Annotated in this window: 31 protein-coding genes and 1 tRNA gene; 21 read left to right on the top strand and 11 right to left on the bottom strand. The window is 48.4% G+C overall.

Annotation, left to right across the window (positions count from 1 at the left end):
• Positions 1-117: 117 nt before the first annotated feature.
• The 4 genes from ACW8F6_RS07700 to ACW8F6_RS07685 all read left to right on the top strand — a co-directional run bounded on the left by ACW8F6_RS07700 (position 118) and on the right by ACW8F6_RS07685 (position 4,437).
• Positions 118-405 carry a hypothetical protein gene (locus ACW8F6_RS07700; RefSeq protein WP_491575271.1) on the top strand — a complete coding sequence of 96 codons (288 nt, stop codon included), beginning with the start codon at positions 118-120 and terminating at the stop codon, positions 403-405.
• Positions 406-470: 65 nt separating this feature from the next.
• On the top strand, positions 471-1,022 hold the full coding sequence (locus tag ACW8F6_RS07695) for a hypothetical protein (RefSeq protein ID WP_491575270.1): 552 nt from the start codon (positions 471-473) through the stop codon (positions 1,020-1,022).
• Positions 1,023-2,578: 1,556 nt separating this feature from the next.
• The gene (locus tag ACW8F6_RS07690) at positions 2,579-3,073 is read left to right on the top strand and encodes a hypothetical protein (RefSeq protein ID WP_491575269.1); all 495 of its coding nucleotides are present in this window, start codon (positions 2,579-2,581) and stop codon (positions 3,071-3,073) included.
• A gap of 755 nt (positions 3,074-3,828) precedes the next feature.
• Entirely contained in the window at positions 3,829-4,437 is a 609-nt protein-coding gene (locus ACW8F6_RS07685; RefSeq protein WP_491575268.1) for a hypothetical protein, read from the top strand.
• Positions 4,438-4,642: 205 nt separating this feature from the next.
• Here ACW8F6_RS07685 and ACW8F6_RS07680 read toward each other — a convergent pair whose 3' ends face one another.
• Complete coding sequence (locus ACW8F6_RS07680; protein ID WP_491575267.1) at positions 4,643-5,260, bottom strand: hypothetical protein; 618 nt, start codon at positions 5,258-5,260, stop codon at positions 4,643-4,645.
• Positions 5,250-5,774 carry an RNA polymerase sigma factor gene (locus tag ACW8F6_RS07675; RefSeq protein ID WP_491575266.1) on the bottom strand — a complete coding sequence of 175 codons (525 nt, stop codon included), beginning with the start codon at positions 5,772-5,774 and terminating at the stop codon, positions 5,250-5,252. The genes ACW8F6_RS07680 and ACW8F6_RS07675 overlap by 11 nt, the downstream gene beginning before the upstream one ends.
• Before the next feature lie 192 nt (positions 5,775-5,966).
• Between ACW8F6_RS07675 and ACW8F6_RS07670 the strand changes: the two genes are divergently transcribed.
• From ACW8F6_RS07670 to ACW8F6_RS07660, 3 genes are all read left to right on the top strand, one after another.
• The gene (locus ACW8F6_RS07670; protein WP_491575265.1) at positions 5,967-7,412 is read left to right on the top strand and encodes an amidohydrolase family protein; all 1,446 of its coding nucleotides are present in this window, start codon (positions 5,967-5,969) and stop codon (positions 7,410-7,412) included.
• Between the two features lie 57 nt (positions 7,413-7,469).
• Positions 7,470-7,736, top strand: a complete 267-nt coding sequence (locus tag ACW8F6_RS07665) for a superinfection immunity protein (protein ID WP_491575264.1) — start codon at positions 7,470-7,472, stop codon at positions 7,734-7,736.
• A 329-nt stretch (positions 7,737-8,065) separates the two neighbouring features.
• Positions 8,066-9,289 carry a tyrosine-type recombinase/integrase gene (locus tag ACW8F6_RS07660; RefSeq protein WP_491575263.1) on the top strand — a complete coding sequence of 408 codons (1,224 nt, stop codon included), beginning with the start codon at positions 8,066-8,068 and terminating at the stop codon, positions 9,287-9,289.
• A 77-nt stretch (positions 9,290-9,366) separates the two neighbouring features.
• Here the strand turns inward: ACW8F6_RS07660 and ACW8F6_RS07655 are convergent, their stop codons facing one another.
• Positions 9,367-10,578 (bottom strand): helix-turn-helix domain-containing protein, encoded by a 1,212-nt coding sequence (locus tag ACW8F6_RS07655; protein ID WP_491575262.1) that lies wholly within the window; start codon positions 10,576-10,578, stop codon positions 9,367-9,369.
• 4 nt (positions 10,579-10,582) lie between these two features.
• Positions 10,583-11,248, bottom strand: a complete 666-nt coding sequence (locus tag ACW8F6_RS07650; RefSeq protein WP_127973763.1) for a hypothetical protein — start codon at positions 11,246-11,248, stop codon at positions 10,583-10,585.
• 497 nt (positions 11,249-11,745) lie between these two features.
• On the opposite strand from ACW8F6_RS07650, the gene ACW8F6_RS07645 reads away from it, so the two are divergent.
• From ACW8F6_RS07645 to ACW8F6_RS07600, 10 genes are all read left to right on the top strand, one after another.
• Positions 11,746-12,627 carry an Abi family protein gene (locus ACW8F6_RS07645; protein WP_491575261.1) on the top strand — a complete coding sequence of 294 codons (882 nt, stop codon included), beginning with the start codon at positions 11,746-11,748 and terminating at the stop codon, positions 12,625-12,627.
• 41 nt (positions 12,628-12,668) lie between these two features.
• Entirely contained in the window at positions 12,669-12,851 is a 183-nt protein-coding gene (locus ACW8F6_RS07640; RefSeq protein WP_491575260.1) for a hypothetical protein, read from the top strand.
• A gap of 163 nt (positions 12,852-13,014) precedes the next feature.
• Positions 13,015-13,260, top strand: a complete 246-nt coding sequence (locus tag ACW8F6_RS07635; RefSeq protein ID WP_491575259.1) for a helix-turn-helix transcriptional regulator — start codon at positions 13,015-13,017, stop codon at positions 13,258-13,260.
• Between the two features lie 7 nt (positions 13,261-13,267).
• Positions 13,268-14,164 carry a helicase RepA family protein gene (locus ACW8F6_RS07630; RefSeq protein ID WP_491575258.1) on the top strand — a complete coding sequence of 299 codons (897 nt, stop codon included), beginning with the start codon at positions 13,268-13,270 and terminating at the stop codon, positions 14,162-14,164.
• A 265-nt stretch (positions 14,165-14,429) separates the two neighbouring features.
• Entirely contained in the window at positions 14,430-14,933 is a 504-nt protein-coding gene (locus tag ACW8F6_RS07625) for a hypothetical protein (RefSeq protein WP_491575257.1), read from the top strand.
• A gap of 531 nt (positions 14,934-15,464) precedes the next feature.
• Positions 15,465-16,073, top strand: a complete 609-nt coding sequence (locus ACW8F6_RS07620) for a DNA-binding protein (RefSeq protein WP_491575256.1) — start codon at positions 15,465-15,467, stop codon at positions 16,071-16,073.
• 71 nt (positions 16,074-16,144) lie between these two features.
• Positions 16,145-16,420, top strand: coding sequence for a hypothetical protein (locus ACW8F6_RS07615; RefSeq protein WP_491575255.1), 276 nt, complete (start codon positions 16,145-16,147; stop codon positions 16,418-16,420).
• 3 nt (positions 16,421-16,423) lie between these two features.
• A complete protein-coding gene (locus ACW8F6_RS07610; RefSeq protein ID WP_491575254.1) occupies positions 16,424-16,708 on the top strand; it encodes a hypothetical protein in 285 nt (94 codons plus the stop codon).
• Positions 16,705-16,932: a hypothetical protein gene (locus tag ACW8F6_RS07605; RefSeq protein WP_491575253.1), complete on the top strand. Its 228-nt coding sequence runs from the start codon at positions 16,705-16,707 to the stop codon at positions 16,930-16,932. The genes ACW8F6_RS07610 and ACW8F6_RS07605 overlap by 4 nt, the downstream gene beginning before the upstream one ends.
• A gap of 2 nt (positions 16,933-16,934) precedes the next feature.
• Positions 16,935-17,324 carry a hypothetical protein gene (locus tag ACW8F6_RS07600; protein WP_491575252.1) on the top strand — a complete coding sequence of 130 codons (390 nt, stop codon included), beginning with the start codon at positions 16,935-16,937 and terminating at the stop codon, positions 17,322-17,324.
• Here the strand turns inward: ACW8F6_RS07600 and ACW8F6_RS07595 are convergent, their stop codons facing one another.
• On the bottom strand, positions 17,325-19,646 hold the full coding sequence (locus ACW8F6_RS07595) for a DotA/TraY family protein (protein WP_491575251.1): 2,322 nt from the start codon (positions 19,644-19,646) through the stop codon (positions 17,325-17,327).
• Positions 19,591-19,947, bottom strand: coding sequence for a hypothetical protein (locus tag ACW8F6_RS07590; RefSeq protein WP_491575250.1), 357 nt, complete (start codon positions 19,945-19,947; stop codon positions 19,591-19,593). The genes ACW8F6_RS07595 and ACW8F6_RS07590 overlap by 56 nt, the downstream gene beginning before the upstream one ends.
• Before the next feature lie 216 nt (positions 19,948-20,163).
• On the opposite strand from ACW8F6_RS07590, the gene ACW8F6_RS07585 reads away from it, so the two are divergent.
• The 3 genes from ACW8F6_RS07585 to ACW8F6_RS07575 are packed head-to-tail and all read left to right on the top strand — an operon-like array spanning position 20,164 to position 22,220.
• A complete protein-coding gene (locus ACW8F6_RS07585) occupies positions 20,164-21,684 on the top strand; it encodes a MobA/MobL family protein (protein WP_491575249.1) in 1,521 nt (506 codons plus the stop codon).
• A gap of 18 nt (positions 21,685-21,702) precedes the next feature.
• Entirely contained in the window at positions 21,703-21,999 is a 297-nt protein-coding gene (locus tag ACW8F6_RS07580) for a hypothetical protein (protein WP_491575248.1), read from the top strand.
• Positions 21,999-22,220: a hypothetical protein gene (locus ACW8F6_RS07575; RefSeq protein WP_491575247.1), complete on the top strand. Its 222-nt coding sequence runs from the start codon at positions 21,999-22,001 to the stop codon at positions 22,218-22,220. The genes ACW8F6_RS07580 and ACW8F6_RS07575 overlap by 1 nt, the downstream gene beginning before the upstream one ends.
• Before the next feature lie 220 nt (positions 22,221-22,440).
• Here ACW8F6_RS07575 and ACW8F6_RS07570 read toward each other — a convergent pair whose 3' ends face one another.
• From ACW8F6_RS07570 to ACW8F6_RS07550, 5 genes are all read right to left on the bottom strand, one after another.
• On the bottom strand, positions 22,441-22,989 hold the full coding sequence (locus tag ACW8F6_RS07570) for a YkgJ family cysteine cluster protein (protein ID WP_491575246.1): 549 nt from the start codon (positions 22,987-22,989) through the stop codon (positions 22,441-22,443).
• Between the two features lie 14 nt (positions 22,990-23,003).
• Positions 23,004-23,414, bottom strand: coding sequence for a type II toxin-antitoxin system YafO family toxin (locus ACW8F6_RS07565; RefSeq protein ID WP_491575245.1), 411 nt, complete (start codon positions 23,412-23,414; stop codon positions 23,004-23,006).
• Between the two features lie 3 nt (positions 23,415-23,417).
• Positions 23,418-23,600, bottom strand: a complete 183-nt coding sequence (locus ACW8F6_RS07560) for a hypothetical protein (protein ID WP_491575244.1) — start codon at positions 23,598-23,600, stop codon at positions 23,418-23,420.
• The gene (locus ACW8F6_RS07555) at positions 23,591-23,905 is read right to left on the bottom strand and encodes a hypothetical protein (protein ID WP_491575243.1); all 315 of its coding nucleotides are present in this window, start codon (positions 23,903-23,905) and stop codon (positions 23,591-23,593) included. Before ACW8F6_RS07555 ends, ACW8F6_RS07560 begins: the two co-directional genes overlap by 10 nt.
• Before the next feature lie 288 nt (positions 23,906-24,193).
• Positions 24,194-24,270 (bottom strand) — tRNA-Ile (locus tag ACW8F6_RS07550).
• 199 nt (positions 24,271-24,469) lie between these two features.
• Between ACW8F6_RS07550 and ACW8F6_RS07545 the strand changes: the two genes are divergently transcribed.
• On the top strand, positions 24,470-25,494 hold a 1,025-nt coding region (locus ACW8F6_RS07545), incomplete at its 3' end, for an alpha/beta hydrolase (RefSeq protein ID WP_491575242.1).

Below are 25,494 nucleotides of genomic sequence, written 5' to 3'. Positions count from 1 at the left end.
AAAGGCTTATCAGCAGAAATTTTTGATTAGAGGATATGCGACAGTGTGTCGCTTTTAAATGCGATATCTCGTCGCGGACTAAAATTGATAGAATTTTCAAGAATTTGAGGATTGAGAATGACAGAAAAAAATAAAATCCTTGGCGGCAACGCTCTCTTTGACGCCATGATGGAAGATCTATCTGAAGAGGCTGAGATCTATAAAAAAATTAAAATCGATAATGATCATCTTGTTTTGAATTTTAGCTATGAGTACGCAATACCTCTCAGCGAGCTGCAATCACATACCCAGGTCCTGAAATGGGTTTTGCACCTAAGTGAAAAAACCTGGATCGAGAAAGCTCATTTAATTGCGTTTATCAGGTCTGCCAACAAAGCGGCAGTGCTCCCTGAACTAAACCCATAATTCTAACAAGGTGCTGTAGTCACTGCGCTTCACTACGGCCCCTAAGCACTGCGTTTTTCTTATATATGACTAATAATCTCAGTAATTTTACAGAAATTGGTAACACACTTAAGAATGACCTAAGCATTGCGTCTACAAAAATTTCTGAGGCATACAAAAATGACTCAGACGTGGGTTTCTATGCTCGATCCTACTTGAGAGCTTTTGCTTCTTGGGTTGAAGGTATGGTTTGGTTGCTAAAGCATTTCGTCGGAAACTCTGAAAAAGAATTACATAAAAAGCTATCTATGGAGAGTCAGCTTTATATATTTGAATATGACTGGAAAATATCCAATTCTGGAAAGCCATGCTTGACATCCAAAAAAATTGGAACAAAGGACAATATCAAAGCAATATTTTACATATTTAACGAATTATTTCCTGAGTTCTCAGTGGACTTCAATGAATCAGGTTGGAGTGATTTAATGCACTTTTATAAGTTAAGAGACAAAATTATGCATCCAACAAATTTACAAATACTGACTGTCAGTAAAGAAGATATTTTGCGCTGTGAAAGCGGGCGAGAATGGCTTAACGGAAATTTTACTAAATTATCAGCACTGGCTATAAAGATATAAAAGCCTTGCAAGGTGCTCAATGGGCGACACGCGAAAAGCGCCCGCGCTCTAGCACGGCGTTAATGTGCTCTGTTTTTTAGTGCATCGCTAGAAATATGTACGTACTTTGCTACGAAGTTCCGCTCTTGGGGCCCCTTGCGCAGCGGTGAGCGGACGTCGGCTTTTAGGGGGCAATTGGGCATGGACGCCCAATTGAGCGACGATCAGGCAGGAGCCTGTTTTCGCGCCCCCCTAAAATCCGACTGGAGCGAACAAACCCGTTAGGGCGCGTAGCCGGGGTACGTTTCTTTTGGTTCGTTTTCTTTTCGTATAAAAAGAAAATGAACAAACTCCCATCATCCATGAAATTCTTGCGGGAAATATTAATTCCGATCTGGCTCCGCAGCCCTACCCGTATCGTACATAGCAAGACTGTACATTTTCACAGTCTAGCGGTAGGTATCCTGCTAACAATAGAATACCGACAAGCTGCCGTATATCCTGGCATCTAAATCATCAAAGAAGGATATCTTGTTGATTTAATTAGAAAAGGTTTATCAGCAGAAATTTTTGATTAGAGGATATGCGACAGTGTGTCGCTTGTAAAAGCGACATCTCGTCGCATAATAAGGCTGTTATATGGCATCTAGAATGAAGCACATTTATCTAATATTCGTATTTCTTTTAGTCTCCTGTTCGAAGGACACGAACGTAACGAAAGTTACAGTGTACTCTCCAGATTTTAAATTGATAAAGATCGTTGAGTCTGAAGTTGAGCTTGAGAGATTCGAGAGCCTAATCTATGGTTTTACGCCAATAACAGAACTTTCTGTTTCTTCTACAACGAACCGTGGACTCTATAAAATTGATATTGAATCATCGAATGAACGATTCTCTGGTCGGTGGCTATACCATAAAAGTGGTAGCCTGGCTCGGCTTGGCAAAACTCTAAAACCAAGGTACAAAGTGGGTAATATACAGGAATTCGAGAATGTCACTGGCATATAACAAAGCTGTCATAGGGACATTTTTTGCTTCGCTAGAAATATGTATGTACTTTGCTACAAAGCTCCACTCCTGGGGCCCCTTGCGCAGCGGTGAGCGGACGTCGGCTTTTAGGGGGCAATTGGGCATGGACGCCCAATTGAGCGACGATCAGGCAGGAGCCTGTTTTCGCGCCCCCTAAAATCCGACAAGAGCGAACAACCCCGTTAGGGCGCGTAGCCGGGGTACGTTTCTTTTGGTTCGTTTTCTTTTCGTATAAAAAGAAAATGAACGAGCTCCAATCAAGCGTGAAATTCTTGCGGGAAATATCAATCCCGATCTGGCTCCGCAGCCCTACCCGTATCGTACATAGCATAACTGTACATTTTCACAGTCTAGCGGTAAGCATCCTGCTAACAATAGAATACCGACAAGCTGCCGTATACCCCGGCATCTAAATCATCAAATCAGGTTATCTTGTTGATTTAACTAGAAAAAGCTTATTAGCAGAAATATTTAATTAGAAGATATGCGACAGTGTGTCGCTATTAAACGCGACATCTCGTCGAACAATAATGCTGTTAGGTGAAACAATGATCAAAGATCTTTACGAATCTCTATTGCAGCAATGTGAGAAAGAGGATGATTTAGGTGTGGTCATCCGCACTCATATTATTGTCGAAAAATACCTCAATCACTTGATAGATGGTCTTGTCTCAAACCAAAAGTACATAAGAGAAATGCATTTGGATTATCTTAGTACGGTTCGACTCGCGATAGCGTTAGGGCTAGATGACAGGTTCGAAAAGGTGCTCAGGTGTCTTGGTTCGCTTCGAAATGGATTTGCGCATAATATTCGCCCTGAAATATCTAAAGAAGATGTTAATAATCTGTACAAAGCTTTAAGTTCCGAAGAGAAAAAAATACTAAATCAGAGTGTGGATAGCACCAGAGAAAAGTTGCAAGAGGATTTTCCGAACCACAAAGGAATGAATGTACGGCAGCAGTATATAAATATTGTGATTCTTGTTTCGGCTGCACTTCAAACTGCGTGCAATCAAGTACTTAAAGCGTCACCTAACAAGTAAAAGCTAGCCGACGCGAAAAAATACGCGCGCGGCTGTTTTGGGCGTTAATGCGCTCTGTTTATTAGTGCTTCGCTAGATAAATGTACGTACTCTGCTACGAAGTTCCACTCTTGGGGCCCCTTGCGCAGCGGTGAGCGGACGTCGGATCTTAGGGGGCAATTGGGCATGGACGCCCAATTGAGCGACGATCAGGCAGGAGCCTGTTTTCGCGCCCCCTAAAATCCGACTGGAGCGAACAAGCCCGTTAGGGCGCGTAGCCGGGGTACGTTTCTTTTGGTTCGTTTTCTTTTCGTATAAAAAGAAAATGAACAAACTCCCATCATCCATGAAACTCTTGCGGGAAATATTAATTAAGTGTGGCATCGCTGGCGCTCAGCAACGTAATTCACAGCCTAAGCATGAGTCGCACTTTAACAAACGCAAGCACCCGACTCGCTGGCGCTCTCGGCTGTCATAAACGTCACCTTAAAGGGACATCCATCATAAATATTAATCCCGATCTGACTCCGCAGCCCTACCCCCATCGTACATAGCAATGCTGTACATTTGCACAGTCTAGCGGTAAGCATCCTGCTAACAATAGAATACCGACAAGCTGTCGTATATCTTGGCATCTAAATCATCAAAGAAGGATATCTTTTTGATTTAGCTAGAAAAGGTGTATTAGAAAAATTTTTGATAGAAGATATGCGACAGTGTGTCGCTTTTAAACGCGACATCTCGTCGCATAATAAGGCTGTTATGCCTAGGAAAGTATGAAACAGTTACTCGAACTCATTGGAAGCGAATTTTGCGATAGTGATGGTTGGTTTCGCATCATAGGCGCGGACTGGACTGCTGATGAATTGCGGCTGGACGTATCCGTCTGTTTATGTGAAGAAAAAGAAACCCAGCTATGGGAGATATCATGTGAGTCCGTATATGAGGAGAAATTATCTTCGGATTACTCGGAGATATTGACCCTAAAATCAGATCATTCGCTTCTTTTAAAATTCAAAGTACCTGAAGTGGATGTTGCTTTCTCACAAAATTCAATGTGTCCAGAAGAGTTGTTCGGCATTGTAGCTACAAGCTGCTTCAAATATCTTGGGGAGCAGCCGTTAACCAATTGGATTAATCAGCAACCATCAAGCAAGGGTATATGTTCTTCAAAGTACGGCATATTTGGCAGATTCCCTCTGTCTGTAGCTAATGAAATAACGGGCCTGCTTAATGGTAAGGATATATCTGTAAATCAATTAGAGCCTCGCCCACCAAAGTACTGGGATGGTGCGCAACAATGTGAGTACCCCGGCAATATCGAAGTTCTTATAATTGGTAATTCATATGTTGTTGGTACCAATTTCAATGCGGTGAGGGCATAACAAGGTGCTGCTAGGGACAAACCTACGCTGCGCTTCGGTTTGCCCCAGAGCACGGCGTTAATGTGCCAAATTACCCACAATTAATAGACACCCTCATAAAGCCGCCTACAAAAAGTTAACACACAGAAAGTTGAAACTTAGAATCAAGACAAAACCTTATTTTGATTCCCATTCACTCTAACAAACCGCACTCAATGTTCGCCCTTCATTCAACATCAAATTCCGCTCTGACTTTCTCCGCCTGCACTAATAATTCCTGTATCTTTTTTACACGGGTTTGAAAATAAAACACCAACGCCAGCGTTGGCACTACCAAATAACCAAATACGGCTAATAGCGTCGCCGGCACTGTGGCAAGATCAAACGCAGCCAATAGATAAAGCATAAGCGTAAACGCCAGTGTAATCAGGCAACCCAGCTGATTGATGCGCAAATGCCTGATGCTGGCGCGGTGGTTCATGCATCGAAATTTCAGTAAACCGCCCGCGGTCCAATCGCTGTAGTCCAACACCTGTCGATGAATACTGAATGCCTGCTGCCCTACCAACAAACCACTGGTGAACAACACCAGGCTGGCCATTAATGTAATTAACGATGCAGGCAATAGCACTAGAAACACCACACTGGCCACCAATAGCACCACGGCCTGGGCAATATCCAACGTAAACCATAGCCGGCGCCGGCGTTGCTGCCGGTAGGCCGCAGTGAAGTCTACCTCCACCTTGGGTGTCTGGCTGCGCCAGGCTGCACCCAGGGCTCCCAGATCCAGATCATCGCCCGCAGCATCGGGCGTTGTATTCACATCGTTGTGATCATTGGTCATTTTGTAACACGCTCCTCAATTCTGTTTTTGCGCGGTTAATGCGCACCCGCACCGCGCCAGCGCTGATCTGTAGCACCTCGGCAATCTCATTGGCCGTAAAGTCTTCCAGCAACAGCAAGATGACTTGGCGATAGGGTGCAGCCAGTGCCTGCACCGCGCGCAGCAAAGCGGCTTGCTGTTGATTTTGGTGAACCTGCTCCGCCGGGCAATCACGCGCGGCGTCTATGGATTGCTCCTGCAATTGCGCTAATTGCTCTGGCTCGTGCGGTTCTGCCTTGTCGCGCACCTGGCGCGCCACATGATCCACCGCCACATTGTGCGCAATGCGGTACACATAGGCGCGGGGGTTTTCGGCCACCAGAATACGCGACACAGACTGGGCTATGGCGCAAAAAATCTCCTGAGCCAGGTCCTCCCGCAATTGCGGGTCTAGCTCGTAACTGGCCAGTGTGCGCACTATGCCAGCCGCGTATTGCTGCCACAGCTGCTCGGCGTGATGTTGGTTAATTTTCAATCTAAGGCTTCCATGTACGGGCGCGGGTCGCTTATCTGTTTATCTATTTTTATCTATTAATCTGTGAACCTTATCGGTGAGTCTGCCTGAACCCAAAAAGTGTTACAAAAATTATTTTTGTAACAGCCAGGCTGGTAAGCCCGACTGTGATTAGCGAATGCACTTAATGCACCTATCACGGCTGGAGGCCACATGAAACTGATTCACCAAACACTGTCTACCTTGCTTGCCACTGTTCTACTTTGGGCATCGCACGCGGGGGCCGAACAATACCTGCTGGTCAACGCCACCTTGATCAACCCGGCCACTGAAACTGTCACACCTAACGCCTGGGTGCATATTGCGGACGGAAAAATTATCGCCACGGGCCGCCATGCAGCGCCCGAGTTGGCCGATCGCATCGACCTAGCCGGCGCCTATCTGCTGCCCGGTTTGATCGACGCCCATCTGCACTTAACGGCGGGCCCTTTAACCGTGGAAATGAACGATGGCGCACCGGCACTGAGCATGGTGAGCCGCGATGAAATCACCCACTTCCATGCCAAAGCGGCGCTGGCCAGCGGCGTTACCACTGCCTTTAGCCCGGCCGGCGATCCCATCGCCAACCAACGCTACGCCGAACAACAGCGCAACGGCAAGCTACTTGGCCCAGCCCTGCACTATGCCGGCCTGTTCTTTGATCCAATGCCCATTGCCGGCGGCAGTGTTTACCCCGCTGATATCGACGGCTGGCGCGCAGAAATTGAACGCCAAAAAGCGCTGGGCGCGAGTCACATCAAGTTTTACCACGGCCTGACAGAAGCTGAACTGCGCCAGGGCATTGCGCTGGCCAAAGACGCCGGCTTAAAAAGCATTGCCCATCTGGATCACGTGAGCTGGCAGTTCGCGGCCGATGCCGGCGTAGACGCCCTGACGCACGCCTTTATGCCTTCTACCGAGCTGCTGCCGGCCGCCGCGCGCGCCCAGTTTGAAGCCGAGCGCGCACCGGGCAGCAGCCAATATCTGTACCGCTGGTTCGAAGCCGTGGATTATGAGGCCGAACCCATGCAAACCCTGTTTCGCACACTGGCCAGCAAAAAAGTACGGGTTGATCTCACCTTACTTGCGAACGAAATGGCCTTCTTTCAACCGCAGCTAGACAGCCTGTACCCAGCCAGCGATTGGCAAATCCACCCAGCCGCCAACAACTGGCGCCAGAACATTGGCCTATCGGTATACAACTGGACAGCAGAGGATTTTAAACGCGCCGAGGCGGTGTTCCCGAAGGTGTTGGAGCTGGTACAGCGTATGCACGAGGCCGGCGTACCGCTGCTGATCGGTTCAGACAGCTATGGCGCGGGCGATTGGTTTTGGCGCGAACTGCAATTACATCAGCGCGCAGGCCTGGATAACTGGCGCATTTTGCAAATGGTTACCAGCGACGCCGCACGTCTGCTGCAACTTTCTGATATTGGCCATGTGCGTGCAGGCGCCAAGGCCGACCTGATTGTATTGAACCAAAATCCGCTCGAAGACATTGGCGCGCTTAAATCAATCGACCAGGTAATTCAGGGTGGCACACGCCACGCGGTGGCCACGCTTCGCACCGAGCTCACACAAGCAGCACAAGTAAACAGTGCCATGGCACAAGCGCAATAACCTTAAATCACGCTACAAAACAAACCGACCAGCAAATCAACAAACAGGACACATATCATGAACGATCTATTAACCCAATACACGTCACTCATCGAAGGCAGCAACCCCATTCAAATCGTTGCCGTGGTTTTCCTAATACTCGCCATTTACTTTTTGCCGGCAGTGCTAGCGGCATTTTTTAATCGCAAGCATCTGGTAAAAATTGCAGTACTCAATGTACCGGCGGGGTTTTCCATTTTGGTTTGGCTGGGATTAATCGTCTGGGCCGTCACCGGCAAACGGAGCGACAAACTGGAAAGACACGGTGCGAGTGAGAGGGCCTGATCGCACACACAGCCTGGGCGCTGCAAATGATCAAATGCGGATTGTCAAAATCGTATTTGTACAGCGCCAAAGACACCAAGCATCGCCCTGCTATAAACAAAAAAGCCACCCAAATTGGCGGCTTTTTTGTTGCTATATGGTGGGCCTTCCGGGACTCGAACCCAGGACCTGCCGATTATGAGTCTGCGTAAAACATATAATCCGGTATCACACAAAATCACAAAATATAACTAAGTTATTGTTTCTAAAGGTTTTTATGTACATATGGGTCACCCTATGTAATATGAAATCTTATTGTGATGTAACCCCAGTGTAACCCCGGAGCGAACTTGGAACGACAATTCAACTTCACCAAGCAGGCCATAGAAGACCTGCCCCTGCCTGAGACCCGGATCGAATACCGGGATGAGAAGATCTCTGAACTGCGCCTACGGGTAACCTCAACCGGCGTGAAGAGCTTCTCGGTGTTCAAGCGTGTCGCGGGTGGCAGCCCCGTGCGGATCACGCTTGGCAAGTATCCGAGCCTATCACCGGTCAGGGCTCGCACGCTGGCTCTGAAGCAGCTGGCCGACTTGAGTGACGGGGTGAACCCGAATGAACAGCGGCGCGTTGAGGCTATGTCCGCCGTGACATTGGGGGAAGCTTTTGAAGGCTACAAGCGCGCCCGCAAGCTTAAGGTGTCCACATTGAGGGGGTATGAAGGCGTGGTAAGCAACCACCTTAAAAAGCTCGTGGATAAACCACTCAAGGAGATTGACCGCAGGGTGATTGTCGACATCCATGCAGGCATTGCTTCCAAGGCCCAAGCGGATCTGACCATGCGAGTGCTGCGGGCGATATTCAACTTTGCCAAGTATGAGTATTGCCGCCAGGACGGCTCCTCGATCTTTCCTGAAAACCCGGTTGAGATCCTGTCCCACCGTAAGCAGTGGAACAACGTTCGGCGCAGGCAAACACATCTCCGCCCCGGTGAGCTGTCAGTTTTCTATAAGGCCCTGCAAGAGGTTAGACAGCTGGAGACGCCAACAGGCCAATCCATCTGTGATGCGATGTTGTTCGCCCTGCTAACCGGGCTAAGGCGTGGTGAGATCTTCAGTTTAAAGTGGGTTGACGTGAATCTGCGGGCGGCTATCTTCACGGTCTATGACACCAAAAACGGCTTGCCCCTAGAGCTGCCGATTACAATGCACATTGACGAGCTGTTCCGGAAACAAAAGGGCCGCATTCCTTCAGAGTTCGTTTTCGCCGCCGAGAATGAATATGGCCAGGTGCGGGAGCCCAAGAAGGTAGTGGCCAAGATAAAGGAGCTATCGGACACCTATTGCGACTTCCACGACCTGAGGCGAACATTTGCCACCACGGCAGAGCACCTGGACGTAGGCAGCTATAAACTCAAGCGTCTGATGAACCACTCCACGGGGCGGGACGATGTGACAGCTGGATACATCATTCTAACTGCGGAGACTCTGCGGCAGTCTGCTGAGAAGATACAAAATAATTTTCTCAAGCGGATGGCCAGCACAAATATCGTAGAGTTTACGAAGGTAGTCTGATCGTGAAGAAAACATCAAGTGGAAGGTGAGTGTCGAATTTCTCTTTCGGCACTCAACATTGTCAAAAATGGGAAAATTTACTTAGTTCTATTTCCGGGAAAGACGAGAACATTTCCTCCATTACTATTTTTCTGCTTGCTAGCACCTTCCTTCAATAGAGCTTTCAACTCCACTAAATTACTTTCGGCTGATTTGGGTGAGAAAAAACCCTTAGGTAATCCGCACAAAGACTCTACTAAATACTCTGACAGACCAAGCCTGTGAGAGAGTTCAGTTCGACTGAGTACGTTTTGATCAACAAGCATTCTGACTGCTCTGTTTAGCAATCTAGGTTCTTCAAATGGAAACTGATTGTCATATGGTTCGCCTTTTGTCCAGCCTCTTGCTGAACGTCCTTTGAATAATCTCAGTTTCTGGTCGTCATCTATGATGTCAAGCTGGTAGCATCTCATGATCATTGCTGCCACAGAGGTTTTCCAGCGTGGTTTTAACGATAATAATGTCTCTAGCGTTGGCCAACTAACTTCCGCAGAAAATGATTCAGCAGGTAATAAAAAACATCCTGCAAAAAGGTCTGCCTGTCGTTCGATTTCCTTATAGTGTTGCTTAAAAGTCGGTTCATCGACATTTCTGTGAAGTACCAAGTGGCCTAGTTCATGGGCTGCGTCAAATCTATTCCGAATTCCATTTGCTTTATCAGCCGTGACAAAAACATAAGGTCTACCGTCTAACTGGCTCCAATGAGAAACACCGTCCATTTTTAAATAGCCGATTTCATCGCGTGCGAATATTACACCTGCATTCTCCAGTGTAAGAACAACATCAGAAATTGGCCCCATGCCCAACTTCCAAGCCTTTCTACACTCGGCAGCCAAAGTTTCAATTTCACCATCGGTGATTTTGAGAAATACTTTTTCTGGTATAGAGGGAACACTAACTTCAGGCCAGTTTACCCATTGGCCCAAAGTATTTGCCATCTCCGCAACCCAATTTAATCGAACTCTCGCCATCTCTCTTGCAGTCTTGGTTGATGATGCGAGTGATCTGAAAAAATAGGGTTCGTTACCATGCTCTGGTGAATTTTTCAAAAACCAATTCATAGGGAACTTTACGGCTTCGCCCAGTGCGCGAAGTTTATCTTCCTCTGGGGACTGACTACCTTTCTCCCAATTTGAGATGGTTGCTGGTGAAACACCAACAAGGGTCGCTAATGCGACCCTTGTTATGCCTAATGATTCTCTAGCCTGGATTAATCTCGCAGGCTGGAATCCACTGACTCCAGTTCTCATAGCTTTACCCTGACTTTTTCTCGGACGTATGCTCTTCTTTTTGTAGATCGTCTCTTAATGTCGGCCAAGCCTCATCAATGAGGCTTGAATCACGTTCTACCTCATACTCTTGGAGAAGTTCTCGAATAGGAATTTCCAAATGATAACCGGCCCAATCTGTATAAGGTACCGAAATGAATATCTCGCTCGGCTCGGATTGATTCTGAGCTTGTGGGCGAGGATGTAATACAACCGCTACCACATGTAGTGCGTCATCAAGCTTAGGAGGAGCCGTTTCAAACAGATCGAGTGTCACTGGCTCCAATATCGCGTTTTTCTGGGCAAGAAAGCTTCTGTGCTTAGCGGGTCTTGCCCACGCGTTTTCATGTAGCTCAATGTGGCTTAAGGTGACGTTGCCAGAGCACACCACCACATACTGTTCACCTTTAGGAATGGTCTGTAACACAGACGGACTCCCCTCGGCCAAGGCCCCCGCGAGAGCATCATCTATCATATAGCGTCTCATTTGGGCTCGGGGGCGTGCAGGGTTGGTGTTCTTGAAATCTTCCAAGGCTCTGGCGTTTGCTTTGGCATAAGCTGCGCGTATAGAGTCATCCATAGAAAGGAATAGGCTCCTATCTACATTGGAGGTGATATAGCGCACCAGGCGAGATTTCAAGATTTCTGTCATGGGTGGCGGGCTCCTGCATTTAGTTAAGCGGAATTATCGTCTTAAAAATTTAGTTTTGCAAGCTGTTATGCTATTCTCAGCCAGTAGCTTGGTAAAGAAAGGGTATGGCAGTGGCTAGAAAGCGGGTTTCAGTGACTACAGAGTCAAAATCAGGGCGTAATCAGAAGTTCCATGACAACTATACAAATGAGGATATGACAAGAGCCCAAATTGTCAGGCAAATCAAGAATGGGATTTATTCTCAATACCACGTTCGGAATATCAATGGCGTGGATACACCGGTATCTAATCCAGATTCCAGTAAAAACAATAACTTAGAGTGATGGCTGTGTGGGCAATGGAATGGCCGAAAAGAGAAAAGCCCCGACACTTTCGCACCGGGGCTTCAAATCAGTCGCCAATCTGTGGGGGCATCACCACTCAACCTTACGGCTGGCGGGAGAGGAATCCCCACTGGCTATGGGACAAAAATACGATAACAAAAAGGCATTGTCAAGTTGAGAGATATTAATCACACAAGGCTAGCTCCCTATATTTCGGCAGCAAGACTGAGAACCTATAGTACATTTTTTAATCCAGCTGATCAGGTTGAGCTATTTGGGTGTTATCTATGGAGTAAGGAGGTGGCTGCAGCCTTCTTTCCCCTCTTGCAGGTGCTGGAAGTGACTCTGCGAAATGCAATCCACAATGAAGCGCACCAAAAACTCGGAGCTTATTGGTTTGACAATATCGCTACCAAGCCAAACTTAAATGGCAATCAACATAGGCTTGTGCGAAATCAAGCTCGTTCGGTTCGAGATGCGCGAAATAAAATTCGTGAAGATTTACATTTGTCTCAGTCTGCTACGGTTTCTGAAGATCGAATTATTGCCAAAATGACATTTGGGTTTTGGACAAACTTGTTTAGTGCTGCGTATGAAGTAAATCGTAACCCACAATCATTATGGCCAGCTCTACTCCGTCCGGTATTTCCTCATGCCCCTAAAGGAGCTCGTAACCGAGCGATCATTCAAGGCAAGTTGCTAACAATAAAAACCTTCAGAAACAAAGCTTTTCATCATGAACCTGTATGGAATATTGGTCGCCCTGCTCAACCTCAAGACGCGATAAACCGGCTCATAGATACGATGGACTTAATCTTGGAGCTAATCGGATGGATGTCATTGGATAGTGTTGAACTTATTGAAAAAGCCGGTTATGTGGTTGTGATTCGGAGAACCTGTTCTAATGAGCATTTGGAGTACTTAAGAAAACCTGGCACCAACGATTTACCGATTAGCCGAGCAAAGCGTGATTTACGTGGGATATTGCGCCGTCCAAACCATACTACGGATGTTACATTTAATGGCTCTCGTATAGGGAAAGTACTTGGTAAATAGAGTGGAAGCGTACTTTTGCCACTACGGCAGAACATCTGGACGTGGGCAGCTATAAACTCAAGCGCCTGATGAGTCACTCCACCGAGTGGGATGATGCGACAGCTGGGTATATCACCCTGACGGCTGAAACTCTTCACTCATCAGCAGAAAAAATACAAAATCTTCTTACTGGAATGATGCTCAAATCTAACGTTATCGACATAAAAACAGCGGGAACAAACTAAAAAATCAAGCCCTGTTTCCACTCAATTTTCTTTATCTGCCATTCAGAAACTCCCCATAGTGCAGCTCAAAAGCACAATGAAAAACACTCTTGGAATTATCTTCACTTTTCTGCAGTTTTTTGCTGAAAAGACTGTTGACAGTCACGCATTATAACCCTGAGCCATGCGACGAAACGCATCGTCACTCGATGGAGGGTATAGAGTGCAAACAAATTCTTCAAAGCGATATTTAACATACGAACAAGCAGCAGCTTTGCTCTGCATGTCTACAGGCGGACTTAGAAACAGAATGTGCAGAGGGGAGCCCATGCCGCCCTCTGTCAAAGTGGGGCGCCGTCGATTATTCCCGGAGCCTGAATTGCATAAGTGGCTGGCCGAGCAAGGTGGGCTAGCAGCTCAAGGGGAGTAGGTGGTTAGTGGCTATTGATATTATGGCGGCGTTTGAGAATGATCCGCCGCATCTTGATTTTATTTGGCCAGGTTTTTTGGCTGGAACGGTCGGGGCATTGATTGCACCAGGCGCAACGGGAAAAAGCTTCTGGGCCTTAGAGGCAGTCATGTCCATTGCGTGCAGTGTCGCCGGTGGTGATCTTTTACAGCTTGGGCCTCAACAAACCGGACGTGTGGTGTATTTGGCTGGAGAAGATCCTGAGCCTGCTCTAGTCGGTCGCATTCACTCTATCGGTCAGCATTTGAACCAGCAAGCCCGCCAAGCAATTGCTAGAAATCTTACGCTTGAGCCGATCATGGGGCGAGGCTTGAACGTCATGGCAAAGCCACATTGCGACTGGCTTATAGAGCAAGGCGCTGGCGCAAGGCTAATAGTTTTAGACACCCTCAGCCGCGTTCATTGTCTTGACGAAAACAGCAATGGTGATATGTCTCGGCTTGTTTCAACGCTTGAGCATATTGCGGTAGAAACAGGGGCTTCGATTCTCTATCTGCATCACGTCAATAAGGGCTCTGCCCGAGAGGGGCAGACGGATCAGCAACAGGCTGCACGGGGCGCATCAGCTCTAGTAGACAATGTTCGCTGGTGCGGGTTTGTTGCGAAAATGTCAGAGACGGAAGCCAAAAAGTTTAGCGACCGCGCTTATGATCGGCAGCCCATAGGCAATGATCGGAGAGGCTTTTTTGTACGGTTCGGAGTTAGCAAGCAAAACTATGCCACAGTTCAAGCTGATAAGTGGTATGAGCGCCGGGATGGCGGCGTACTTGTGCCCGTTGATTTATCAACGACCACCAATTGGGAGGGCAGTAGCAAAAAGGTCACGCCTTTTAGGGTTGGTGAGGTTGATGAAGAGCGCTGGTAATGCAGTCACCCCAACAAGCACCATCGCTCAAGCTAGGGTAATGCTGTACCAACCAAGTCAGCGGCCTCGCCACAGGGAAGGTGACTGGCAGGAAACCTCCTTTGGTCGCTGCCGAGTGGCAGGAAGGTTAGGCCAGCGTCACGCTGACGTTGTCGAGGCTATTCTTTACTGTGCGGAGAAAAGGCGCGACGTGTCAGATGGAGGCGTTGAATTGCTGGTAGACCCTGCACGGATTCGAAAGACTCTATCTGATAGTCGATACAGCATGAGCCAGATTCAAAAGCTCCTCTCTGAACTTCGCGCATCAACCATTGAAATTGAAACACCAGGTCTGGCAAAAACTGGCGACCGGATTATTGGTGGCCTGGTAGATCACGTTATCCCGTCTCCCATGATGCGCCGAGATCCACTTACAGGTGGTGAGCGGAGCTTGTGGCGAGTGCGCCTGGGGATAGCGCTGGTAATGCTCCTTGAGCGCGATCTGGCCCTGTACTACAACCCGGCACCAATTGCCCGCCTGCGGCATGGTATCGGTCAGGCTGTAGCGAGACACATTTTGAGCCATAAAAATGAACCAGCGGGTGGCTGGCATCTGGATACCGTCATACTGGCTGTGGCCCGACAGGCATCAGGAAAAGCACTTAGAGATGCCCGCTTTCGATTGAGAGAGGACGCTGAGCAGCTTGAGCATATTGGCCTTATCATCGATGGCGACAGAGTTCGAAAGGTGGGTGCAACCGCCAAAGACCGTCGCACACCCGCCCGATAGCGTCGCACACCCGCCCGGTAACGTCGCATACCCGCCCGAAGCGTCGCATACCCGCCCGAAGCTGGCAGGATATTCAGGATATTAAGAGCGGCACAGCCGCCGCTGAGTGCGGCGGCAGGCCGAAGACATGAAAAGGAAACGTTTGTAAGAAAAAACCATTTAGTGGAAGGGGCGCAGCCCCTTCAAGCATCCCCGCAAACAGCCGTGTTTGATCCTCGGGAGCAGGTCGCCGCTGCGCTTTGCCTGCCCCTCCGTGAGGCTGTGTGGCCTTCCGACCAGTCAAGGGTGCGCTGCGCCGCATGCTCACCCGTTCAGACTCGCTCCACTCGCTTAGCTGCGGCCTCCGCTTGCGCCCTTGACAGCTCTCCATACCAAGAATTGAAAGACAAGTACAATTGGGCGATAGCGTTATTTGTCGACATATTGTAAAAACATATTACGGTAATTATGTAATTACCGTAATTACACTTTACTTTTCTCCTAATCTAATAGATAATTAGGGTGAATCAAAATGGTGTGAGAATTTACGGTATGAGCAGGGTTACTTTTGAGGATATTTCTACTGCAGCCCGCAGGCTGGTCGAGAGTGGTGAGCGCCCAAGCGCTCCAAAAATTCGCAAGTTGTTGGGTGATCGTGGTGGGATGGCGACCATCCAAAAGCACTTGGATATGTGGCGTGAGTCAGAGGGGCAGGACGCTGAAGCATCATCAGTGCCTGAGATGCCGGAGCAGTTGGCGGCGGACGCCAAAATATTGATTCAGCAAATTTGGAGGCAAGCTAGAGCTGCAGCGGATGAAGAAATTCAGGCCGACCGCGAAAAGCTCGCCCAGGAACGCGCAAAGATGCAGGAAAAGCTAGATGAAACCATTGCGGTGAGTGAGCAGCAGGAACAACAAATAGACGATTTAAAAGCCCAGGTTAAAGATCTGGAGCAAAAGGTCGAGGAGTTGGATCAAGTGTCGCAGTCCGTCAAAGCAGAGCTAGCGGAATCTGGTACGCAGGCGGCCGTATTGGGTGAACGTTGTAGTCAATATGAATCGAGCTTAAAACGCTCCCAGGAGAGAGAAGAAAAACTCTTAGCCCAGCTCGAAAAGCTATCCGAAAGCATCAAGACAAATACTCCGAGTCAAAAAACATAACATAAGCGCCCCGGCTGAGTGCGGACACACCCAGCCAAGACTAACCACAACCACCTGAAAGGAGGTGATTTATGGCTGATTCCGATACTACACAAACAGTTGTCCATTCTCGACACTTCGCCCGAGCTTTACCCATCATTGTGGCTCTAGAGCGCATTGAGCGCCCTACGTTGGCGAACTTGGCGTCCGGTGTCGGATTGACAGAGCAAGAGCTTGAAGCGCGTTTTAAGTGCCTACAGCGCGACTACAAGGTTGTGATCGAGCGATCACCACAAGACGGATTCTTTGTAATCAAGAGTTGGGGGATAATTGCCCGCCGCCAGTTTTCCAGTAGTAAGGAGGTCTAAGACATGGCCGTTTATTCAGTCAAGCGTTGCAATCTGGATGACGAGCAAATCATCTTTGATGCTGATCATGGTTTAATCCGAATTTATGGGCGCCAGGCTTCTTTCTCCGCGCCATTGCATAATGCTGATTTGCAGCATGGAGAGAATAGCCGTCAAGAAGGGGGCGTGTTAAGCGTTCGTTCAGCTGGCTTTTGCGGAAATGTACAGTTAACTGTTGCTGAATATGTCCAGGCTGAGCACTATCTCTGGGTTATTAAACAATTAACGGAAGAGGTGACTTTACAATGACAAAGGGTCAGTTTATTGCAATTCTAATTCATTGCGCTGGCGTAGCGGTTGCTATGGCGATTGTCTTAGCGGTTGTTAAATTTATGTCAGGAACGATCGCAGATGATGTTTTAACTGGGGCCACAGTTTTCTATTTGGGAACTGTAGCATGGGTAACTGTACGGGTTTTGCGTGGGCATGATGCCCGAGCAAATGCAGCTGCGGCGCTTATTGATAGGAAGTAATCATGAGTGATTTATTGATGGATCAGAGCGAGGCCCTGAAATGGGCTCGCTTGACTACCGATGACTGGGGCAGCCAGATTTGGGAATCCCTAGCTCTTGGGGTTAGTTGCGGTGCTCTTTGGGCGCTTTGCCTATTTATCCTGATTGCCTGTTTGGTGCCTCCATTGCGGCGGCAGGTGCACCGCTGGACAAATATTTATTTGCCCTGGAACATGTCGGTAGGTATTTTTCTAATACAGGGGATCGTTGGGATTATGGGCTATCCAGCACTTTTTTCAGTCGGCGTGCTAGCGTACTGGATAAATAGCGCGGTTCCAGTATGGCTACTGGAACCTATTGCTGAGTTTTCAAATCGCTTAACGGTTATTGGCTGGCTTACTTGGGTATGGTAATTATTTCGGACTCAACATTTTACTGAGTTTCGACATTCCTGTTTTCGCCGCGCCCGCTGCGCCCTTTATCCCCTTTCCAGCAGAGCCGGCCATACTTTCAGTGGCTTCTGACGTTCTCCCCCTTGCTGCACGTCCACCACCACTTACTACTTTTGCGGCACCACCAACAAAAATAGATCGGCTTTGTTGCTCCTGAGATGCCTCGCCCAAGTTCTCCTGCCCGCCGCCAATGTAGCGAAGCACTTTATCTGGAATTTCATGAATTAAGCCAAAGCTACGGTGAGCAATTTGAATTAATACCATTGTAAAAATGGCGAGCATAGCGAAAGCTGTTACAACACCACTCAATGAATCGCCAAGCATTCCACTCATTGCCGGTATAAAAATTAACATCAAGACTTTGGCCATTACAATTACCAGGAGCATACTCGCCATGAATCCAAAGATGGCTAAAGTCGGGCGCAAAAATAGAGATAGTGCCACCATGTATCCTGCTTTTGCCCTCTCCCCAACAAATCCATTCCCCTCAGGAAACACGTGGCTGGCAGCCCATACCGGCGCTGCAATAACAGCCTCAATGAGTAGCACAAACCAACCTGCAACGCCCATTATCCATAGAATCATTGGCGTTGCAGGAATGTAAAACGCGAGCATGAGCGCGATAGGAATTAGTAGCATTCCAGCACCAACGAGCGCCCAGAGTGTCTTATTTGTCATTCGGCACAGCGTGCTGGTCACTGGCCGAGCTGCTCCACCGATAAGGCCCCCAACAGCCTCGCTGGTGTCATCGGCAACACAGGCCGCTAAATCTGTTAAGAAGGCTCCCGCCAAAGCAATCTCAAACGTTCCAATTATCATATGGCCTACGTTCGCCATTCCGTGAATAGGATCTGGCTCACTAAGCGCAAAATTCAGAACGCTTTCCGTTCGATTCATAACAAAGCTCAAGCTATCGCTATTTTCAGCATAACTGGAGCGTTCCATTGCGTTGACGGTTGCTCCGCTGCTATTAGTGACCAACATGTTCTGTCGATAGTTGCCGAAGGCATCGCGAAACATTGAGTAATCATCATGCTCTATGGCATCAGATGTGGGCCCCGTTAACTCCGCTTTTACATCTGTCATTTTTTGAGTTTCGGCGTTTATACGTTGAAAATCCCAATACCACGCCCCCACCGAGATCCAGCCAGCATCACGTGCGCCGACTTTCATTCCAGCGGTCTCTGGATTACCCCCTGCCCATTTATTTATTCTCAGAGTGGCAATTTCAGACATCGCCTCGTTGACAGTTTTTTCATAGTCAAATTGGAATTTTCTTACGGCGTCATTGTATGCAAGAGGGTCTGGATCTGGCGCGGAATCATCTACAGCTTTCAGTACAATTTGACGAGCCAAGGGGTCAAGATTGGCATCAAGGTCTGCGTAAATGCTCACCATTTTGGTTTGAAAGTTTATGATTGCTGGCTCTATTGAAGTTCCCTCATCAATTTCAGCAAATTCCAACTTTATAGATCCACATGGATTCGAGCCATAATAACGAGGCGCCCCAGCCGCAAAATTGGTAATAAAGGCTGCTGTATACGCACCTGCCGCACTCACCAAATTGTAATAGCTGTCATACCGTTGCATTACAATGTGTTGAGGCGCTATTTCGATTGAAGATGTCGCACCTGGTGTGCGTAGATCTGTGGCTGAAACCCCTTCGACTATTTCTATTGGCTCGTCCACGATATTAACGTGTCTGTCCGCGGTATTTATGCCGTGCATACAAACTCGTGAATTGAGCACGTTCATAGCTGTACCTTCAAAATCTGCATTGATTTGTGCAGGGTACAAAGTTCCTGTTGCACTCATGTGGTCAAGTGCTGCATTCCAGGTCGTATTAGCTAATCCTACCCCATGCCCAGCTAGCCATAAAACACCAATCTGCATTACTGAATATCCACCTGCAAATGGCATGACAAAAGCCATCGCCAGCACAACTCGGATTGGAACCCACATGGAGCTATATAGTTTCCCTAGAGGTATTCCCTCATGGGCAGAATTAAGTAACCCCGTTATAAATATATATCCAACAATAAGACCAGTAAAAACCAACATCCCAACGTTGAGAATTAGGCTCATAGCTCCGAGAATTGAATCAGGGCTCGACGGTCCGGTTTCACCAATAATAATTCCCACCGTATCACCGAATATGTAACGCATATATTCGATGCTTTTATCACTGGGATTTACGTCCGTGATGGATGTTGTCGCAAAAGCTGCACTACTCAGAAATAGCAGTGGGAGAAGTGGCAGCAGTATTGTTTTCAATTTTTTCATTTCCTAACTCCCAGCCGAATTTGGCCATCAGCTCTTTATCTCTAGTTGCGGTTAAATGCTTGGCTAGAACTTTCTCCAGGCGCTCTCTAAAAGCTGGGCTTTGATCGCATTCTGCGAGCATTGCCACGCCAATTAAAATTTTCTGCCGATTCATATCCTTTTTGGTCTGCTCACTCGCCTGCCGCATTAAATCGACGGCTTTGGCTTCTTCTTGCTGGATAGATTTTAAAATCTGAGCTGAGGCCGAATTGTTCTTAGCGTCCTCTTCAAGCCATCGTCTCTGTCTGGGTTTCAGCGTCATACGCAACCTCCACTTAATTTAAGAAATTACTACCTGCACAGCTTAGGCTGTGCTAAGTTCCAAAACAAGTAAAAACTCCTTATAAATCAATATGTTATACGTGCCATTTAACGGCGCGTTGGGCGAGCGGCAGCGAGTATTACACGGTGTTTAATCTTGGTACGGACAAAGCCCCCCTGGCATATGAAGGGCGCATATACGACTCACAAGTGAGTCATGCGTTTTTCGCTGCGCGAAAAAGAAAAAACCGAGGTTCTTTTTATGGCCATTTTTTATTGCCAAACGTCGCTCATTGCTCGTTCAAAAGGGCGAAGCGCAACGGCTGCGGCGAGTTATCGCGCAGCGGAAAAAATCATGGATGAACGGACTGGAATCGTGCATGACTTTGAGCGAAAAAAAGGCGTACTGGATAAGCACATTTTCAATAGCGCTGGTTTGTCTAGATCGGCGCTATGGAATCTGGCCGAAATGTCTGAGAGGCGTTCAGATTCCAGGGTGGCCAGAGAATGGATTTTGGCACTACCGCACGAACTAAGGCGGGACGCGCACCAGAGAATTATTGAGCGATTTTCTCAGGCGTTGATTGATCAATACCATGTCGCCATTGATGTTTGCGTACATGCACCAGGTCGAGGTGGAGACAACCGCAATTTACACGCGCATCTACTGATGACTACTCGCCCGATGCTGGAATCCAGAGAACTTGGAAAACAGAAAACGTTCCTCGAATGGAGCGATACCAAGTTGCGGAAAAACGGATTACCGACAGGGCGGCAACAAATAGATGCGATCAGGGAAAAATGGAGTTCCATCGTGAACTCCGAATTGGAGGCCGCAGGTCTCGATGAACGAATCTCCCACCTATCCCTAAAAGAACAGGGGCTTACCGACAAAATTCCTCAAATCCACGTTGGCCCGCTGAACACTCAGCTGGCCAGGATGGGCTACCACGAGCGGGCCTCTCGTTGGCAGCTAAACGACGCAATTAAAGCCCACAACAATGTTATTTCAATTCAAACTGCGAGGATTTCACGCATGCAAAACCATCAACAAACCACCGAAAACAACGACGCTCAGGCACCTCAAAAAATAGTCGCCCAGTTTGGCGGTCTCGCTGCCTCCCAAGAGACTGCTGAGGAAGCAGAAAAGCAGGCAATCATGCGTTTGGAGAAACGTTTCCAGGAAGACATTCAGAAACTGCAGAAACAGGCTCAAGAGCAAACGGAGGAAGAACGCTGGAAGCCAGCGCATATCGACCCAGCTAAAGGGGCTGTGATCAGTATGTTTCAGGCTGATACCCAAGGGGTCTACCGCTGGACGAAAGGCAAAAATGAGGGGGCAGAGGCCTTCCGTGATAACGGAAAAGCCATTCATAGCCAAACCACAAATTCCTGGGCTTTAGCGGCTGAGTTGGAGCTGGCTCAGCAGAAAGTGCAGAACGGAGAGTGGAAGACAGTTCACGCGTTCGGATCTGACGAATATCGCCGCGCCGTATGGATTCAAGGGCAGACGATGGGGATTCAGGTCGAGGGCTATAAACCTACGAAGGAAGAGCTGGCGAAATACAGTCAAGCGCCTGCCCAAGGGTTGGCTGGGGATCAAAAATCAGTAGCGGAAGCAACAAAAAACCGTTTCCAAACAGACCAGAAATTTCAGAACAAATTCGAGAAAAATACCGGCACACCCAACACGCCGGACAGCTCGAATTCCAGCCCTTCACGCAGTCCAAAAATGTAATTAATCAGGAGAAGTACTATGAGCAGTGTTGAATACATCCGTAAGCGAGTGGCCGAGTTGCAGAATGGCCTAGGTTGCCAGTTGCAGGTCACAATATATAACGGTTCCCTCAATGCAGGAGACGAGTTGAAACAAGCCGCGAAAGATGTGCGTATGTCTGTTGTCACCGAAGATGGTGGAGAGTGGACACCAGGTAAGAAAGGTGGCTCGGTCTACGCGGTTCGCGTCGTCGCGGAGGGTATCGGAGAGATCCCTTACGCCCTTATGGCAGAGGAAATCTACTTGCTAGGACGAAGCAGCCAGGAGGCCGACTGATGGAGCCTACAGGAACGATCCTAGACACGCTGAGGACTGCCTTGCGCAGCCCTCAGCAGACAATCCAGAGTCAGGCCCTGGAGGAGGGCCTGGAGCAATACAAACTCAAGCAGGTAGTAAAACGCGGGCAAGCGGTGAAACAAGCCGAAAACCGAAACAGTGCGGATTCCGGCACGTTACCCCTGGAACTGGAGGACCTATCCCGCATTTTTGAAGACTGAAACCGCAATCATGCGGTTTTCGTCATTTTCTTTCATTGAGTGGGCGGGATTTGGTGCGGTTTTCGGCACTTTCCCGCTCAGATTTTATTGTACAGCAGATAAGGTTAGGCAAGGGTATTGGCTCATCCGGCACCACAACATAGTTGTAACGGGATATTTCTGCTGGAGTGGCTGCGTCATACTCGGATTGGGTTACCAGAAAGTGAGGTCTATACATTTTTCACCTGTAGGGAAAGAAGTCTCTGATGTCCTTACAGTGGCCTCCACCGTGAACCGTTTGAAAATGCACCCAGGTTACCAAATTCTTATAAATTGGGTTGCCAAAGTTTGATTGAGGACTGCCATATTGGAGTTGGTCCTTACCGTCAGCGCAATTTTCTGGATCTCCGACCGCATGGAAGGTTCGGCAGACTATGGGCCTAATTGGATAGATGCCGCATTGGCCAACCGGCGCGAGAAATGGACACGGTTTTTCGTGATTGAATGTATGTGGAGCATCTAGGTTGTGTGGGAGGCCAGTTTTTATATATATGTATTCAGCCTCGAACGAAGTGATTTGCACATCGTAGTGACAGCAATAACTACATCCCTTTTGGCAGGTGGCGAATGTTGAAACATAATTATTGAAATCGTCCAGATACCGGTACACCCGTTCAAGTTTTTCAATAAGATTACTGCCAGGTGAATTCAGTTCAGCGTATAGCTTATTGGCTTGATTGATGAGCGGTTGCGGTATTTCGGGTAGTTCAATTGCCTCTATTCTTTCCATGATTTGGCTCGCTACTAGAATCTCTCGCGGAATCCTTCTGCAATATTCTCTAGCCCAGACATGAGGTTTGTATCTCTATCTGTACCGGCAATATCATTCGGCTTTTTATGATCCCAATGCTTTATGATTGCAATAAGTAGATAAGTGTTTTTATTAAAGAAGCCGGGGCAATAAACGAGTACATAACCACTTGTCCTTCTGAACTGTACCAGTTTCAACGGAAAGCCACTTGCATTAAAATGCAGATGTTGCAGTTCGAGGTAAGAACGATTGTGGGTAAAGTTGTAAGGAACATCTCGGCCAAAAGTAACCGGCAGCCCCTTTCCTTCTTTATAGGCCCTAAAATCATCAACCAAAGATTTTGTTTTGTGCTCGCCAAGAGAATCTTTTAAATCTTTGTGAGTGAATATTCTGGCATCTGCCACTGACTAACTCCTTTTATTGTTGGTCACAGATGTAGCCATTGTATCAGCAACTTTCTTTAATTCGGCATCCCCTGCATTGAAGTGGGCGCCAGGCGCAGGCTTTTTTTCTTCCTTCTCATGCTCACAAACTATCAAGGGCTTGGTCATTCCTTTCTTGGGGCCAAGATTCACATTTTTTACGGCCATTCTTCGAAGTCTCCAGAGGTTCCATTTTTGAGCTTTGCCGCCATACTATTGGCGACTTTATCTATATCTAACCCTTCACTAGTAAACTTGGCTGGGATGTTTTTTTGTTCTGTAGTTCCGCGTTGCGCAAATTCACAGAAGGCGGTCATCTCTTCAAATAGCGCTGCAGGAACCGCATAAAATTGAATTTCATTGTTTGATGAAACAGCAATCGCATCCCCTTGAGCCTCAGTCATTGCCGCGCTTGGGTTGGATTTGAACTTGCTGATAGGTGTGGTGTAGCCACACATTACTTTCTGCAACATAAGCCTTTCCTCCAATTAATACACAAATATAGATGGCCTATAATTTAGGCCTAAGTATAGCGCTAAACTTGGGTGGTCGCTAGTGCGAATTGATTTGCTGATAAGTGATTTTCTTCGGGCGGCTGTCGAACGCGTGTAGTTCTAGTGTAACCCCAGTGTAACCCCGGAAAAATCAGCGTTCGGCGCTTTAGTGGGCGAGGTGAGGTGGGGATCGGTTGGGGTTACGTCTTTTTGAACCCCAGAAGAAACTGGGGAAAATTGCTAATTTACTGATTTTAAAGGTTTAAATGGTGGGCCTGCTCGGACTTGAACCGAGGACCTAACGATTATGAGTCGTGTGCTCTAACCAACTGAGCTACAGGCCCATTTAAACTTTTTTGCCCCTGACCTATTGATTATGAGTCGGATGCTCTAACCAACTGAGCTAAAGGCCCAAAACATCAATTTTGCACTGGCAACCTTGGTAGGTGCTTCACAAAATTCAAGATTTGGCACGCGCAATACAAGCTTTGGCTCTTTTGCGGGGGCGCCATTATAGCCATGCGCGCCTAGTTTGACTACTCTATGCGTCACTTTAAGGATGGCAGGGTATTTATTGTGTCGCTAGGGCAATTACCGCGTCGGGTAGCGGCGCCGTTGGGTTGGGCGCTGCTGGGATTGTTGGTGGGCGCCTTGGCCATGGTGTACCTGTGGTCGCAAACGCGGCCGGCACTGTCGTTTTGGCACCAGGGCAGCCAGTATCACCCGGGACTGGCAGAACTGCCGACGCTTGAGCAGGCTCAATGGGCCGACTATGTTGCGCACGAACAGCAGCAGTTTGCCAGCCTGGACCGGCTGCTGGCCAAGCGCGCGGAACAGAATGCCGGACCCAGCGCACCCTGGCATCGGTTTAGTCCGGTGGGCGCCGCCAACCCCAATCGGCTGCCGCAAAACTGGAACCGGTCTTTTCAATTAGCACCCGTGGGGCCCCTGCGTTTTAGCGCGGTATTGATTCACGGCCTGTCGGATTCGCCCTACAGCATGCGCACCCTGGCCCAGGACTTGGCCAATCAAGGAGGCCAAATTTTCGCACCCCGCCTGCCCGGGCACGGACTCATGCCGGGCCAATTACTGAATGCGCGCTGGGAACAGCAGCGCAGGGTGGTGGCCATGGCGGTGGCCGAAGCGCACAAACACCAAGTGCCGTTATTGCTGGTGGGCTACTCCAATGGCGCCGCGCTGGCGGTGGATTACACCCTACAGGCACTGGCCGACGAGGGGCTGACCATGCCTGCGGGTATCGTGTTGATTTCGCCGGCGCTGAGGGTATCTAAACTGGCCGCCTTTGCGCAGCTGCAGCGGCTGCTGGGGCACTTGCCGGGGCTGTCTAATTTAGCCTGGGTGGATATTTTGCCCGAGTACGACCCCTTCAAATACAACTCCTTTCCGGTGCACGCAGGCCAGCAAATTTACGAGCTCACCGCCACGCTGCAACAGCGGCTGCGGCGCCTAAAGGGCGATCACTTAGCCCCGCGATTTCCGCGCCTGCTGGTGTTTCAATCGGTGGTGGATGCCACGGTGGCGGCCGATGCCGCACTGAATAACTTGTT

This window comes from Simiduia sp. (genome assembly GCF_058345725.1).
The sequence above is the reverse complement of the archived record's forward strand: the minus strand, read 5'-3'. Positions and strand labels throughout refer to the sequence as shown.